Genomic DNA, 14,690 nt, shown 5'->3' on the forward strand with positions numbered 1-14,690 from the left:
ACTCGTGACGCGGTTGCGCGGATTCCGCAAATCACATCACTTGATCCCGGCAGGCCCCGGGGGGACCCAAAGGTAACCAAGGGATTGCAGCCGGCGGACGCACCAGACCAGCGTGTGCCGGTCCCCACGTGCGTATCAACACAATGAAAAAGGCGAGGGTCGAGACGGCATGTCCCTGCTCGAAGGCATCATCGATTCCCGGAACAACCCGCTCGCGGTGGTCGAGGACGTCGCCGCCGATCATAACTGGTCGTTCGAACGCTCCGGCGAAGACGAAGTGACGATCGTCTCCAAGGGCGACTGGACCGATTACCAACTGTCCTTCACCTGGATGGCCGAGATCGAGGCGCTGCATCTGGCCTGCGCCTTCGACATGAAGATTCCCGCACCGCGCCGCGCCGAGGTGCAGCGGCTGATCGCGGCGATCAACGAGCAGTTATGGGTCGGGCATTTCGACATCTGGACCCACACCGGCATGATCATGTACCGGCAGGCGCTGGTGCTGCCCGGCGGCCTCAATGCCTCGACCGCGCAATGCGAGACCATGCTGGTCGGCGCCATCCACGGCTGCGAACGCTATTATCCGGCGTTCCAGTTCGTGGTCTGGGCCGGCAAGACCGCGGAGCAAGCCATGAGTGCGGCGATGTTCGACACCGAGGGCGAGGCGTAGGGTTGGTGTCGTCCCTGCGAACGCAGGGACCCATACCGCGCAATACCAGTGTTCAAGCAAAATGCTTGTCGCCCTTTGCGTGCTTCACTAGAAGCATTGGTGGTTATGGGTCCCTGCGTTCGCAGGGACGACGAGAGTATTTGCGGTGACAGCCTCTAGCACGACTAACGCCTTGCAAAACATCACGGGCACCATCGTCCTCGCCGGCGCGGGGAAGATGGGCGGGGCGATGCTGTCGGGCTGGCTGGCGCAGGGGCTCGATGCCGGGCGCGTCGGCGTGATCGAGCCGCATCCGTCGCCCGAGATCAGCGCGCTGGTCACAAGAGGCATTCGCCTCAACCCATCGCCGAAACAACTCGGCGGGGTCGCCACACTGGTGGTCGCGCTGAAGCCGCAGTCGTTTCGCGACGCCGGCGCGATGCTGAAATCGTTCACCGGGGCTTCCACCCTGGTGGTCTCGATCATGGCGGGCGCGACCATTGCCTCGATCGAACAGGTCTGCGGCGGCAGCGTGGTTCGCGCCATGCCCAACACGCCGGCCGCGATCGGCCGCGGCATCACGGTTGCGGTGGCCGCCAGGAACGTCGACGCTTCGCAGCGCGCGGTCGCCGATGCGCTACTGCGCGCCACCGGATCGGTGGAGTGGGTCGACGACGAGATCCTGATGGACGCGGTGACCGCCGTCTCCGGCTCGGGCCCCGCCTATATCTTCCTGCTCGCCGAGGAACTGGCGCGCGCCGGCGTTGAAGCCGGCCTGCCGGCCGAGCTTGCGACCAAACTGGCGCGCGAGACGGTCGCAGGCTCCGGCGAATTGCTGCATCGCTCGGATGCACCTTCCGCCACGCTGCGCCAGAACGTGACTTCGCCCGGCGGCACCACTGCCGCGGCGCTGGCAGTGCTGATGGGACCGGACGGCATGCAATCGCTGCTGACCCGCGCGGTCGCCGCGGCAACGAAGCGATCGAAGGAGCTGGCGAAGTAATCCGATCTCCTCATCCTGAGGACGATGAGAGCCGCCTGTTGAAACTCTCGAGATTGACCAGCCCGCGGGCATGACGGCCTTCGCCGATGCGGCGCTCGCCCTCGAAGGTCTCGACCTCGTAGCGGATCACCCGGCGCTCCACCGCGACCACCTTCGCCGTGGTCCGCACCACCGCGCCGACGGGCGACGCCCCGAGATGGCGGATATCGACCTCGGTGCCGACCGTGACCCAGCCCGGCTCGAGATAGCGGTTGACGGCGTCGGCTGACGTCATCTCCATTTCCAAGATCATCATCGGCGTGCCGAACACCGCCGGCATGGTCGGGATCACATGCCGGACCGTGCGGTCGGGCGTCACCACCAGCGTGCGCTCGGCGCTCATGCCGACCTTGATGACGTCGCGTGCATCCATGGGGATCGTCCGAGACTAAATCACGGCGTCGTCCCGGCGAACGCCGGGACCCATACCGCGTGATGCCAACGTTAGGGCAAAGCGCTTGTGGCCCGCCCCGTGTTTCATTGGAAAGATCTGGGGTTATGGGTCCCTGCGTTCGCAGGGACGACAGACCCGCGCTACTTCTTCGCGGCGCGCTCCACGAAAGTCTTGCCGCCCTTCATCTTGTGGGCCAGCGGCGCCTCGTTGATCTGGATCACGACGGCGTCGGCGTCGACGCCGAGGTTCTTCACCAGCGCCTGCGTGATGTCGCGCATCATGCCGGCCTTCTGGTCATCGGTGCGGCCGGCGGCCATGCTGATGGTAATCTCGGGCATTTGGGTCTCTCCCTTTGCTCTTGTTGCTCACCGAACCGTCATTGCCGGACTTGATCCGGCAATCCATCATCTGGAAGATGGATATGCGGGGTCAAGCCCGCCTATGACGAAATCAGTCTTTCCACTTCACCCCGTGCTTATAAAGTATCTTGCGTACTTCATCGACCAGGGACGCCTGCGGCACTTTGGTCTGTGCCTCGCCCTGTTTCTGCAGATATTCGTCACGGTCCTTTTCGAGCTTTGAAAGCTCGGCGCCGAGAATGAGGTCCTTGAGCAGAACCTGCGGCCCCGCCGGATCGTCTTTCTCATCCGAGCCCTGGATGATCACGCAAGGCGAGTTGCGGCGGTCGGCGTATTTGAGCTGGTTGCCCATGTTCTTGGGGTTGCCGAGATAGAGCTCGGCCCGGATGTCGGCGTTACGAAGGGCGGCGACCATCTTCTGGTAATCGGCGACGCGGTCGCGATCGAACACGGTGACGACCACGGGGCCGAATGCCGGCGTGGTGTCGAGCTTGCCGAGCATCGTGAGTGCCGCCTGCAACCGCGACACGCCGATGGAGAAACCTGTCGCCGGCACCGGCTCGCCGCGAAAGCGCGAGACGAGGCCATCGTAGCGTCCGCCGCCGCCGACCGAGCCGAAGCGAACGGGGCGACCTTTATCGTCTTTGGTATCGAGGAGCAATTCAACTTCGTAGACCGGGCCGGTGTAGTATTCGAGACCGCGGACAGTCTCCGCAGATATGCGGAATCGCATAGAGCCGTAGCCAGCAGATTCCATCAACGTGAGCACCTGCCTCAGTTCAGCAAGGCCTTCGATTCCTATCTCCGACGTAGATAGAATCTCAGACCAGTGGGTAAGCAAACGTGAATTCCAATAGAAAAATCTGCCTGATTTCTCTGGCAACCCAGTGACAGCGGCCATTTCCGCCGCGGTTCTGAACCACTCATCGTCTGTCGGCGGATGATACTGATTTACATCCGCCCAAGTTTCGCCTTCGCCTGTAATGAAGTCGATAATCTTGTCTATGGCGGTGTCAGGCAAATCAGCGCCTGGCGTGAAATCTCCGCTATCGTCCTTGCGTCCCTTACTAAGTAGCGCTCGAACTCCGCCGTCACCCAATCGATCGTGCTTATCGATAGCGCGCAAAACGACCAACCGCTTGCCTTCTTCAATTCCAGCGGACTCAAGCAAGCCGTCGAGAATCTTGCGACTACTAACCTTCACCACGTACTGACCTCGTCTAATCCCGAGGTCTTCCATCGTGTCCGCCGCCATCATGCACATCTCGGCATCGGCCGCGGGCGAAGCCGAGCCTACGGTGTCGGCGTCGAACTGCATGAACTGCCTGAAGCGTCCAGGTCCCGGCTTCTCGTTGCGGTAGACGTAGCCGGCGCGGTAGCTGCGATAGGGTTTCGGCAGGTGATCGAAATTCTCCGCGACATAGCGCGCCAGCGGCGCGGTCAGGTCGTAGCGCAGGCTGATCCACTGCTCGTCGTCGTCCTGGAACGAGAACACACCCTCGTTGGGGCGGTCCTGGTCGGGCAGGAATTTGCCGAGCGCGTCGGTGAATTCCATCGCCGGGGTTTCCACCGGCTCAAAGCCGTAGCGCTCGAATACCTCGCGGATTTTTTCGACCATCGCCCGCGTCGCCGCGATCTCGGCCGGGCCGCGATCGGCGAGCCCGCGCGGCAGCCGGGCCTTCAGTTTCTGCGGTTTTTTGGGTTTGTCGGCCATGGTGGCGCGTTGGTATCAGCGCAGGCGCGACGCGGCAATCTCTACTTAACCTCGCCCCGCTTGCGGGGAGAGGTCGAAATTCGTGCCAGCGAATTTCGGGTGAGGGGGACTCTCGGCGAGTCTGCTCGCAAGCGGGGCGAGGGAGCGCTAGAGCAGTGCAACTTGCGCGATGGAGGAAACTCCGCCGCCGCTCACAGCACCTTTCTGATCCAGTCGTGCGGATCGGGCGCGCGGCCGTACTGGATGTCGACCAGCTTCTTGCGCATCCCCATCGCGATCGGGCCGGCAGCACCGCCGCTGACGAGAAAATCGCCGCTCGCCGAACACACCTTGCCGATCGGCGAGATCACGGCCGCGGTGCCGCAGGCGAACGCCTCCTTCAGCTTGCCGCTGGCGGCATCCGCGCGCCACTGGCCGACGGTGTAGGGCTCCTCGCGCACCCGCGTGCCGGAATCCCTTGCCAGCGCGATGATCGAATCGCGGGTGATGCCGGGCAGGATGGTGCCGAGCGGCGGCGTCGAGAGCGAGCCATCGTCGAACACGAAAAAGATGTTCATGCCGCCGAGTTCCTCGATGTAGCGGCGCTCGACCGCATCGAGGAAAACCACCTGGTCGCAGCCGTGGTCGATGGCCTCGGCCTGCGCGCGCAGGCTGGCGGCGTAGTTGCCGCCGCATTTGACCGCACCGGTGCCGCCGATCGCGGCGCGCGTGTAATTCTCCGACACCCAGATCGACACCGGCGCAGGCCCGCCCTTGAAGTAGGAGCCGACCGGCGAGGCAATGACCGCGAAGATATATTCGGCGGAAGGCTTGACGCCGAGGAAGATCTCGCTCGCGACCATGAAGGGCCGCAGATAAAGACTGCCCTCGCCGCCCGGGATCCAGGCGCGGTCGATGCGCACGAGCTGCTCGACCGCTTCGATGAACACGGGCTCGGGCAGCGGCGCCATCGCCATGCGTTCGGCCGAATTTCGGAAGCGCCGGGCATTGGCGTCGGGGCGGAACAGGTTCACCCCGCCGTCGTCGCGCTTGTAGGCCTTGAGGCCTTCGAAAATCTCCTGCGCATAGTGCAGAACGGCCGCCGCCGGATCGAGCGGGAAATTGGCGCGGGATTCGATCCGCGCGCCATGCCAGCCCTCGGTCTGGTTGTAGCGGACCACCGCCATGTGATCCGTGAAAACCCGGCCGAAGCCGGGGTCCTTGAGCTTGGCCGCGCGATCTTTCTCGGACGCCGGATTGGCCGCCGGCTGGATCTCGAATTTCAACCAGGAGACGCCATCGATTTTGTCGAACGAAACTCCCATCGCCTATCTCCCCGGATTGACGTCGTCCGCGTCCCGCGCGGCGGCGTTGATGATTTGACGCCTGACCCTCGCTCACGCCGGTGTTTTAGGCCGGTTTCCGCTTTGGCGGAATGCGCGAAGTCCAGTATGTTTGCCGAAATGCCGCTCGACAATCGCACGGTCGTAGAATTCGCACTCCTGGCGGCGGCCTCTGGCCTGGCTGGGCTGTTCCGCCGTTCGGTACGTGATCGCCAGCGAAACGACCTAATATTTCGCGGCGAGCGTCAGTTTTGTAACATTGAACCCAAGATATGTCAATATGACTGACATAAATTTTTCTCGTCCGGCCACCAGTCCGGATTCGAAGCCGACCGAGTTGCGCTCGCCTGCCCCGCGGGCCGGCGAATCACGCTGGGACATCATCGAGCTGTTGTTCTTTGCCTATCGGGACTTCGTCGGCGACGCCGATCATGAACTGGAGGCGTTCGGCTTCGGACGGGCGCATCACCGCGTCATGCATTTCGTCCACCGCTATCCCGGCCTGAAGGTGGCCGACCTGCTCGACGTGCTGCGCATCACCAAGCAGTCGCTGGGACGGGTTCTCAAGCAATTGCTCGGCGAAGGGTATATCGTGCAGAAAGCCGGCGACAGCGACCGCCGGCAGCGCCTTCTTTTCGCCACCGCGAAGGGCGAGGCGCTGGTGGCGAAACTCGCAGGCCTGCAGACCGACCGCATCAACCGCGCGCTGCGCGAGCTCGGTCCATCCGGCACGGAGGCGGTCCGGCAGTTCCTGCGCGCGATGATCGACCACGACGATCCCGATAAGGTGCTGGAAACCATCCTGGACACCAGAGGGTCAACCGCAACGGCAAAGGAATGATCGTGGCCCAGGCTGCAACCCTCGCCCGAACCCCGCCGCAACCGGCCGACGACGCCCCGCATCTGTTGCTGGTCGACGACGACCGCCGCATCCGCGATCTGCTATCGCGCTTCCTCGGCGGCGAAGGCTACCGCGTCACCACGGCGATGAGCGCGAAGGACGCCCGCGCCAAGCTGCTCGGGCTGCATTTCGACCTGCTGATCCTCGACGTGATGATGCCCGGCGAGACCGGGTTCGACCTCGCCCGCTTCATCCGCGCCTCGTCGTCGGTGCCGATCATCATGCTGACCGCGCGCCATGAAGCGGACAGCCGCATCGAAGGCCTGCAGATCGGCGCCGACGATTATGTCGCCAAGCCGTTCGAGCCGCGCGAACTGGTGCTGAGAATCGGCAACATCCTCAAGCGCACCGCGCCGCCGCCGGTCGAGGCGCTGGAGTCGATCGGGTTCGGGCCTTACGTCTTTCATCTGGCGCGCGGCGAGTTGCGCCAGGGCGACGAGGTGATCCATCTCACCGATCGCGAGCGCGACATGCTGCGCGTCCTCGCCGCAACCCCGGGCGAGACCGTGCCGCGGGCTGCGCTGACCGGCGGCGACGGCACCGCCAACGAGCGCGCGGTCGACGTGCAGATCAACCGCCTGCGGCGCAAGATCGAGCGCGATCCGGCCAATCCTTTGTTCCTGCAGGCGGTGCGCGGCATCGGTTATCGCCTGGTGGCATCGCCTTGAGCCGGTCTTCATGAGCACCCTCGACACCGGCCTCACGCTGATCCGCTCCGCCGCCGGCCGCGTCTCCGCGGTCAATAGCTGGATGGGCAACGCGTTCAAGGACTGGATGCCGACGGGGCTTTACGCCCGCGCGCTGCTGATCATGATCGTGCCGATGGTGGTGCTGCAGTCGGTGGTCGCCTTCGTGTTCATGGAGCGGCACTGGAACACGGTGACGCGCCGGCTCTCGCAGTCGGTGGTGCAGGACATCGCCGGCCTGATCGACGTCTACAAGGGATATCCGCAGGACAAGGACCGGGCGCAATTGCGCCGCATCGCCCAGGACCGGCTGCAGCTGGTGGTGGATTTCCTCCCGGTCGGCGACATGCCGCCGCCCGGCCCCAAGCCGTTCTTCTCGCTGCTCGACCAGACGCTGTCGGTGCAGTTGAGCCGCCAGATCGGCAAGCCGTTCTGGATCGATACCGTCGGCCGCTCCAACCTGGTGGAAATCCGGATTCAGCTTGACGACGCCGTGATGCGGATTTTCGCCCAGCGCAGTGCGGCCTATGCGTCCAATTCGGAGATCTTCATCTTCTGGATGGTGGGCACCTCGTCGATCCTGCTGATCGTCTCGGTGCTGTTTCTGCGCAACCAGATCAAGCCGATCCTGCGCCTCGCCGATGCCGCGGATAGTTTCGGCAAGGGCCGCGAAGCGCCGAACTTCCGGCCGCGCGGCGCCCGCGAGGTACGCCGCGCCGCGCACGCCTTCCTGGAGATGAAGTCGCGCATCGAGCGCTCCATCGAGCAGCGCACCGCGATGCTCGCCGGCGTGTCGCACGACCTGCGCACCATCCTGACCCGCTTCAAGCTCGAACTGGCCCTGATCGGCGACAGTCCGGAGGTCGAGGGCATGCGCCGGGACGTCGACGAGATGTCCGGCATGCTGGAGGACTATCTCGCCTTCGCGCGCGGCGACACCGGCGAGCAGGCGCAGCCGACCGACATGGCGCAGGCGCTGGAGGAACTGCGCAGCGACGCCGAGCGCAACGGCCACGCCGCGACCGTGACGTTCCACGGATTGCCTGTCGTGACGGTGAAGCCGGCATCGTTCAAGCGCTGCCTCGCCAATCTGGTGTCGAACGCCGCAAGGCACGCCAATGCTATTTCGATCACCGGCCACCGCGATCACCGCTATCTGACGGTGACGGTCGACGACGACGGGCCGGGGATTCCGCAAGATATGCGCGAGGAAGTGTTCAGGCCGTTCCTGCGGCTCGACGACGCCCGCAACCAGGATGAGGGCGGCACCGGCCTCGGGCTTGCGATTGCCCGCGACATCGCGCGCTCGCATGGAGGCGACATCACGCTGGGCGACAGCCCGATGGGCGGACTTCGCGCCACGGTGCGGATACCGGTGTAGGCCCGTCCGGCGCGGATGCGCCCGGCTATTTCGGCAGCAAGCTTTTCAGCTTCTGGGCGTCCTTGACGTTGATCTTGAAGCCGCCCGGCATCACTACGTCGCCGGGCTTCTGATCGGGTTTGCAGTCCCCCAGCCACTTCGCCTCGAAAGTCACGACATTGTCATGCGGCGCGCCGCCCGAACCGTACTCGGCATGCGAGGTGGACTTGACCGTAAAGGCGGAATTGAAATCGCCCGTGATGTCGGAATGCGACGCCAGCGACAAGCCGCCGACGCTGCACACGGAATCGCTGACGTAACCGGTCTCGGTCTTGCGGGTGTCGCGCCTGGAGCAGACCTCCTTCGACATCGGCGCAAACAGCGTGCTCATTTCCTTGTCGGTGGTCTCGTCGGTGCAGTGCTGCATCGTCATCTGCGGTAGCAGCGAGCCGACCCTTACGACCTTTATCTCCCAAAGCCCGGCCTTGCGGAGCGGCAGTTCGTCGGCACGGGATGCCGGCGCCGGCAGCAACGCCAGCAGACAACACGCCAAACCAACTGAGAGAAGCCGTCGCGTCATGCGCCGCAGTCCCGCCATCTCCTGCTCAAGACAGGCGAGTCCGCTCAGTAATCAGCCCGCACCACCGGCTGATTGTAGGGCACCCAGCGGCAGGCAAAGGAAATGTAGCCGCCTTCATGAGGCTCCACGGCCAGGAATTTCACCACCTTGCCGTACCTTGCACAATGATCGATCGCCATGGAGCGGATATCGGTCTCGGCCGTCAGCGACCAGGCGATGATGCCGCCGGTGTCGTTGCCCTTGAACGACCGCACGCTGTCGGCCCGGGCCGGCGCGCACGCCAGCATTCCGCATATCGCAACCAGGCTCGCGGCCCCAATCATTCGCATCGCTGGACTCCCTTTGGCTGGGGCACCTTAAAGCGCATCCGCCGCCATGAAAAGAACGGTCGGCGGTCCGGCGCGGACTTATCGCCAACTGGTTGGCAAGTGTTGCCGCGTTGCACTTGACCTCGTCCGGGCTTCGCGGCACCGTCCACGCGTTGGATTATCCGGCGGATCGCCCATGCGTCACCCCTCTACCTCGTTGAAAAATGGCGCAACTCTTGGCACGGCGCTCGGCGTCGTGCTCGGCCTGCTCGCATTTGGCCAGCCGGCCGAGGCGGCCTATCCGTGGGAGCTGAACTTCTGGCTGTCCGGCCCGCGCTATGACGGGCGGGTGAAGCCTTGCGAAGCGGCGCTGGGGACCATCACCGCGCAGTTCCAGGACAAAGAGAGCACCTACTGGAATTCGAGGCTGAAGATCACGGCCTATAGCGACGTCCATGAAACCGCGTTCCGGCCCTGGGAATCCGACAACATCCCGCGCCGCTATTGCAGCGCCGACGTGATGCTGAACGACGGCGTGCAGCGCACCGTGCATTACTCGATCATCGAGGACGCCGGTTTTGCCGGTTTCGGCCAGGGCGTGGAATGGTGCGTGACCGGGCTCGACCGCAACTGGGCTTATAATCCCGGCTGCAAGGCCGCCCGGCCCTGATTTTCCGAACAGGTTTTGGCACGCGATGTTGGGGCTCCGTCAGCCCCTTCTAGCTTGTCCGGCTTTTTGTTCTTGAAATGTTCCGGTCGCCTGATAGGTTTCCGGGCATTCTCGGTTTGGGGGGCGTCGATGTCTGGTTTTCGATCTTGGATTTTGCGGTTCTTGATGCCGCTGGGCGTGCTCGGTTTCACCGCACTGACCGGCATCGCGACGGCGTCAGCACAAGATGGCCGGCAGAGCGCGCCCGGTGAATTCGATTTTTACGTGCTGTCGCTGTCATGGTCGCCGTCGTTCTGCGAAGCGGCATCGGAACGCGGCAGCGGCGGACGTTCGCAGGCCCAGTGCGGCGGGCGGCCGTTTTCCTTCGTGGTCCACGGCTTGTGGCCCCAATACGAGCACGGCTTTCCCGAATATTGCCAGCGGCCCTCGCCCCGCCTCGATCACCGGATCATGACCTCGATGCTGGATGTGATGCCGGCGCCCGGGCTGATCTACAACGAGTGGGACAAGCACGGTACCTGCTCGGGACTGGGCGCGCGGGGTTATTTCGAAACCATCCGCAAGGCGCGCGCGGCGGTGAAGATTCCCCCCGAATTTCTCGAACTGGCGGATCCGAAAACCATTGCGCCCGGCGACATCGAGGACGCCTTCATCAAGGTCAATCCGGGCCTCAGCAACTCAGCGATCTCGGTGACCTGCAACAGGACGCGGCTGAGCGAAGTCCGCATCTGCCTCAGCAAGGATCTGCAGTTCCGCGCCTGCGAGGAACTCGACCGCCGCGGCTGCCGGCGCGACCAAGTGACGATGCCGCCCATGCGTGGCGGGTAGCGCGACGTCGCGTGCCCCGAATGCAGTGCAACGCGCCGCCCTTGCGGCGTGGTGCGCTGCTGATCCGGGGCCCACGGTCGCACAACATCTGGGTCCCGGCTCTGCGGAGCAGCGTGAAGGACGCTGCACCGCGTCCGGGACACGCAACCCCAGCACACTTTGCTCAATAGGTCACCGTAGCGTAGTGCTGAAGCCATGAACTACCGTCACGCCTTTCACGCCGGCGGCTTTGCCGACGTCATCAAGCACATCGTGCTGGTGCGCATTCTCGTCTATCTGCAGGACAAGCCGGCGGCGTTTCGTTTCATCGACACCCATGCCGGCGCCGGGGTTTACGATCTGACGTCGGATGAAGCGCGCCGCGGCGGCGAGTGGCTCACCGGCATCGCGCGGCTGATGCAGGCGCGTCTTTCGGAAAAGACCTTGCCGCTGGTTGCGCCCTATCTCGACATCGTCAGGGCCTTCAATCCACAACCAGAACTGCACGCCTATCCCGGCTCGCCGCTGATTGCGCGAGCGCTGTTGCGGCCGCAGGACCGGCTGACGGCGTGCGAGGTCGAACCGCAAGCCCGCAAGCGCCTGATCGAGGCGCTGCGCCGTGACACCCAGGCCCGCGTGGTCGACCTCGACGGCTGGATGGCGCTGCGGGCCTTTGTGCCGCCGAACGAGCGGCGCGGCCTGGTCCTGATCGATCCGCCTTACGAGCGGAAAGACGAGTTCGACCGGTTGGCCGACGGCTTTGCGCAGGCCTTCGCGAAATGGCCGACCGGCAGCTACCTGCTGTGGTATCCGGTGAAAAGCCGCCGGGCCACCGACGGCCTGGCGCGGCATGTCGCGACGGTGGCCGGCACCGGCACGCCGGCGGCGAAATGCCTGCGGCTGGAATTCAGCGTAGCGCCGCAAGTCACCGGGGACGGCCTGACCTCGGCGGGCCTGCTGATGGTCAATCCGCCATGGACGCTGGCGGGCGAACTGCGAAGCATCCTTCCCGAACTCGAAAAGCCGCTCGGCCAGGGCGGCGCCGGCCGGTTCAGGCTCGAGACGCCTAAACCCTAGGCTAACAGCGAAAAGTCCGATTTCGGCCGTAGTCAATTTGCCGGGAACCGTATTATGCTCAGCCCATTGGGACTGGCTTTACGTTCCGCTTCCGCGAATGGTAGCGGCGGAGTGACAAGGCCTCGAATAGTTTGAAAGCGGATCGGCAGCCTGCCTCGTCCGCTGTGGTGGCCATGCTTTCCGGCAGCGAATGTCCGGTCGGCCGATACGCAGGGGGCGTAGCGGCGAAAGCACGGGGGTTTCCCGATGGCCATGACTGGGACGATCAAGTTCTTCAACGCGGAACGTGGCTACGGCTTCATCAAACCGGATGACGGCGGCCGCGACGTGTTCGTTCATATCACCGCGGTGGAGCGGGCCGGATTGAAGGACCTGACGGAAGGACAGCGCATCACATTCGAGGTCGAACCGGACAAGAAGGGCAAGGGCCCCAAGGCGGTCAACCTCGTGATTTCATCCTGACATAAAAAAATTCCGGCCGCAGATCGCGGCCGGAAGGTTGCGGCAGGATGTTTTCTTGTTGATTCTAGAAGTGATAGTTCAGGCCGGCGCGCACCAGTCCGAAGCGATAGCCGTTCGAGGCGCCGGTGACGACAAAGTGGCTGTCGGAAAGATCGACATAGAGATATTCGACTTTGGCGCTCAGGTTCTGAGTGAGGCCGAACTCGGTGCCGACCCCGGCGGTCCAGCCCACGGTGGTATGGGATTCCGACAGGCCGAAGGTCTCGCCGCGCAATTCGCCGAACGCCAGACCGCCGGTGCCATAGAACAAGATGTTGTTGAGGGCATAGCCGACCCGGCCGCGCGCGGTGCCGAACCACGGATTGGAGAACTTCCAGGGCGCAAAGGTATCGTCGGCGGCGGTGGCCTCGATGTCGCCTTCGACGCCGAACACCCACGGACCCGACTGCCAGTTGTAGCCGGCCTGGACGCCGCCTTCGAAACCCGACGGCTTGGCCGGGTTGTTGGCGACGGAACCCCAGTCATAACCGAGATTGGCGCCGAGATAGGGGCCGGCCCAGCTATAGGCATTGAGCGGTTGATTGACGGTGTAGGGAGCGGGCGATTTGTAAGGAAGGTCGGCGGCCTGCGTGGCCTGCGTCCAGCCTGCGGCGATCAACGCCACCGCACCCAAAACGATCCTGCTCATCGCTACTCTCCCGACGCAACTGCCGCGACCGCCGGTCCGCGCTTCGAGCGTGGCGCGAACCCGCATGGTTACGGAATTCCACTTTTTACCGGTAGGATTTATCGAGACTTTTAAGTTAAGGGCTTCTTAAGACCTTCCGCCTGCCGCTGCGCGTTCTTAAGAAAGTGTTACCAAGGAAAACCCGGCACGTTGCGGGCGCATCCCGCCCTCGCCGGCCCCGTCACTGCGCCGCGCTGGCGAGGCGCGATGCCAGCGCTTAAGTTTGGCCCATGGACCACGATTCTACCGATAGCCCGAAGCCGTCCGCGCCAATGGCGCGGCGCGGTTCCGGGCCGGGTTCCCTGCAGCCGGACCTGCCGCCGCAGGATCAGGCGCCAGAGCCAGGTTCGCCGGATATCGACCCCGCGACCTCAGGCGCCGAGGAGGATGACGAGGCACGTCTGCCCGAACTCCCCGAGGAAGCCGGCGAGGCGGTAGCGGAAGGGCCGCTGGCGATCGGCCATGCCGCGATCGAACGCGCGGTGCGGCTCGCCCCGACCTCGCCCGGCGTCTATCGCATGCTCAACGCGGCCAACGACGTGCTTTACGTCGGCAAGGCCAAGAACGTCCGCAAGCGGCTGTCGTCCTATGCCCGGATTACCGCGGTCCAGCCGGCGCGCATCATGCGCATGATCGCGGCCACGGTGGCGGTCGAGATCGTGTCCACCACGACCGAAACCGAGGCGCTGCTGCTCGAGGCCAACCTGATCAAGCAGTTGCGCCCGCGCTTCAACGTCCAGCTGCGCGACGACAAGTCGTTTCCCTATATCCTGATCACCGGCGATCACTGGGCGCCGCAGATCCTCAAGCATCGCGGCGCACAGTCGCGGCCCGGAAGGTATTTCGGGCCGTTCGCCTCGGCGGGCGCGGTCAACCGCACCATCACGGCGCTGCAACGCGCCTTTCTGGTGCGCTCCTGCACCGATTCGTTTTTCGAAAGCCGCAGCCGACCCTGCCTGCTCTATCAAATCCGGCGCTGCTCGGGGCCCTGCACCGGCGAGATCGATTTTCCCGGCTATACCGAACTGGTGCGCGAGGCGACGGATTTCCTGTCCGGCCGCAGCCGCCTGGTGAAGCAGGAATTGGCCGGCGAAATGGAGAAGGCCTCCGCCGAGCTCGCGTTCGAGACCGCAGCACTTTACCGCGACCGCCTCGCGGCACTGTCGGCGATCCAGTCGCAGCAGGGCATCAACCCGCACACCGTGGAGGAAGCCGACGTGTTCGCCATCCACCAGGAGGGCGGCTATTCCTGCGTCGAGGTGTTCTTCTTCCGCACCGGGCAGAACTGGGGCAACCGCGCCTATTTTCCGCGGGCGGAGAAGTCGTTCACCCCGGAGGAAGTGCTGGGCTCGTTCCTGGCGCAATTCTACGACGACAAGCCGCCGCCGAAGCTGATCCTGCTTTCACATGCGATCGAGGAAGCCGAATTGCTGGCCAACGCGCTTTCCATCAAGGCCGGGTTCAAGGTCGAGGTCGCGACACCCCGGCGCGGCGAAAAGAAGGAGTTGATCGCCCATGCGCTGACCAATGCGCGCGAGGCGCTGGGGCGCAAACTGGCCGATACCGCGACCCAAAGCCGGCTGCTGCAGGGGCTGGTCACCACGCTCGGCCTGCCGCACGCGCCGCGGCGGA

The 14,690-nt window shown here is 64.4% G+C and carries 17 protein-coding genes; 10 read left to right on the top strand and 7 right to left on the bottom strand.

What is annotated here, in order from left to right; genetic code table 11:
• The first annotated feature begins 169 nt into the window (after positions 1–169).
• Positions 170–670 (top strand): YbjN domain-containing protein, encoded by a 501-nt coding sequence (locus E7813_RS04565; protein ID WP_291571317.1) that lies wholly within the window; start codon positions 170–172, stop codon positions 668–670.
• A 217-nt stretch (positions 671–887) separates the two neighbouring features.
• On the top strand, positions 888–1,652 hold the full coding sequence (gene proC, locus E7813_RS04570) for a pyrroline-5-carboxylate reductase (protein ID WP_291571351.1): 765 nt from the start codon (positions 888–890) through the stop codon (positions 1,650–1,652).
• Between the two features lie 10 nt (positions 1,653–1,662).
• Here the strand turns inward: proC and E7813_RS04575 are convergent, their stop codons facing one another.
• From E7813_RS04575 to E7813_RS04590, 4 genes are all read right to left on the bottom strand, one after another.
• Entirely contained in the window at positions 1,663–2,064 is a 402-nt protein-coding gene (locus E7813_RS04575; protein WP_291571320.1) for a hotdog domain-containing protein, read from the bottom strand.
• A gap of 161 nt (positions 2,065–2,225) precedes the next feature.
• Complete coding sequence (locus tag E7813_RS04580; protein ID WP_291571322.1) at positions 2,226–2,423, bottom strand: tautomerase family protein; 198 nt, start codon at positions 2,421–2,423, stop codon at positions 2,226–2,228.
• Positions 2,424–2,535: 112 nt separating this feature from the next.
• Positions 2,536–4,158 carry a histidine--tRNA ligase gene (hisS, locus tag E7813_RS04585; RefSeq protein WP_291571324.1) on the bottom strand — a complete coding sequence of 541 codons (1,623 nt, stop codon included), beginning with the start codon at positions 4,156–4,158 and terminating at the stop codon, positions 2,536–2,538.
• A 191-nt stretch (positions 4,159–4,349) separates the two neighbouring features.
• Complete coding sequence (locus tag E7813_RS04590) at positions 4,350–5,462, bottom strand: branched-chain amino acid aminotransferase (protein WP_291571325.1); 1,113 nt, start codon at positions 5,460–5,462, stop codon at positions 4,350–4,352.
• 298 nt (positions 5,463–5,760) lie between these two features.
• Here E7813_RS04590 and E7813_RS04595 point away from each other — a divergent pair, with 298 nt between their 5' ends.
• From E7813_RS04595 to E7813_RS04605, 3 genes are read left to right on the top strand one after another with little or no spacing between them, the layout of a single operon-like run.
• The gene (locus E7813_RS04595) at positions 5,761–6,321 is read left to right on the top strand and encodes a MarR family transcriptional regulator (RefSeq protein WP_291571327.1); all 561 of its coding nucleotides are present in this window, start codon (positions 5,761–5,763) and stop codon (positions 6,319–6,321) included.
• On the top strand, positions 6,318–7,049 hold the full coding sequence (locus E7813_RS04600; RefSeq protein ID WP_291571328.1) for a response regulator transcription factor: 732 nt from the start codon (positions 6,318–6,320) through the stop codon (positions 7,047–7,049). The genes E7813_RS04595 and E7813_RS04600 overlap by 4 nt, the downstream gene beginning before the upstream one ends.
• Positions 7,050–7,059: 10 nt before the next feature.
• Positions 7,060–8,448, top strand: a complete 1,389-nt coding sequence (locus tag E7813_RS04605) for an ATP-binding protein (RefSeq protein WP_291571329.1) — start codon at positions 7,060–7,062, stop codon at positions 8,446–8,448.
• A gap of 25 nt (positions 8,449–8,473) precedes the next feature.
• On the opposite strand, the gene E7813_RS04610 is transcribed toward E7813_RS04605, so the two are convergent.
• Complete coding sequence (locus tag E7813_RS04610; protein ID WP_291571331.1) at positions 8,474–9,007, bottom strand: DUF3617 family protein; 534 nt, start codon at positions 9,005–9,007, stop codon at positions 8,474–8,476.
• 44 nt (positions 9,008–9,051) lie between these two features.
• The gene (locus E7813_RS04615) at positions 9,052–9,336 is read right to left on the bottom strand and encodes a hypothetical protein (protein WP_291571333.1); all 285 of its coding nucleotides are present in this window, start codon (positions 9,334–9,336) and stop codon (positions 9,052–9,054) included.
• 175 nt (positions 9,337–9,511) lie between these two features.
• Between E7813_RS04615 and E7813_RS04620 the strand changes: the two genes are divergently transcribed.
• The 4 genes from E7813_RS04620 (at position 9,512) to E7813_RS04635 (ending at position 12,331) form a co-directional block, all read left to right on the top strand.
• Positions 9,512–9,985: a hypothetical protein gene (locus E7813_RS04620; protein WP_291571336.1), complete on the top strand. Its 474-nt coding sequence runs from the start codon at positions 9,512–9,514 to the stop codon at positions 9,983–9,985.
• A gap of 165 nt (positions 9,986–10,150) precedes the next feature.
• Entirely contained in the window at positions 10,151–10,813 is a 663-nt protein-coding gene (locus E7813_RS04625; RefSeq protein ID WP_291571353.1) for a ribonuclease T2, read from the top strand.
• 195 nt (positions 10,814–11,008) lie between these two features.
• Positions 11,009–11,869, top strand: coding sequence for a 23S rRNA (adenine(2030)-N(6))-methyltransferase RlmJ (gene rlmJ / locus E7813_RS04630; RefSeq protein WP_291571339.1), 861 nt, complete (start codon positions 11,009–11,011; stop codon positions 11,867–11,869).
• Between the two features lie 246 nt (positions 11,870–12,115).
• Complete coding sequence (locus tag E7813_RS04635; RefSeq protein ID WP_291571342.1) at positions 12,116–12,331, top strand: cold-shock protein; 216 nt, start codon at positions 12,116–12,118, stop codon at positions 12,329–12,331.
• Between the two features lie 64 nt (positions 12,332–12,395).
• Here E7813_RS04635 and E7813_RS04640 read toward each other — a convergent pair whose 3' ends face one another.
• Positions 12,396–13,019: an outer membrane protein gene (locus tag E7813_RS04640; RefSeq protein WP_291571346.1), complete on the bottom strand. Its 624-nt coding sequence runs from the start codon at positions 13,017–13,019 to the stop codon at positions 12,396–12,398.
• 269 nt (positions 13,020–13,288) lie between these two features.
• On the opposite strand from E7813_RS04640, the gene uvrC reads away from it, so the two are divergent.
• A partial coding sequence (gene uvrC / locus E7813_RS04645; protein WP_291571349.1) for an excinuclease ABC subunit UvrC occupies positions 13,289–14,690 on the top strand: 1,402 nt, incomplete at its 3' end.

This window comes from Bradyrhizobium sp. (genome assembly GCF_004799405.1).
In the GTDB taxonomy this organism is placed as follows: Bacteria; Pseudomonadota; Alphaproteobacteria; order Rhizobiales; family Xanthobacteraceae; genus Bradyrhizobium.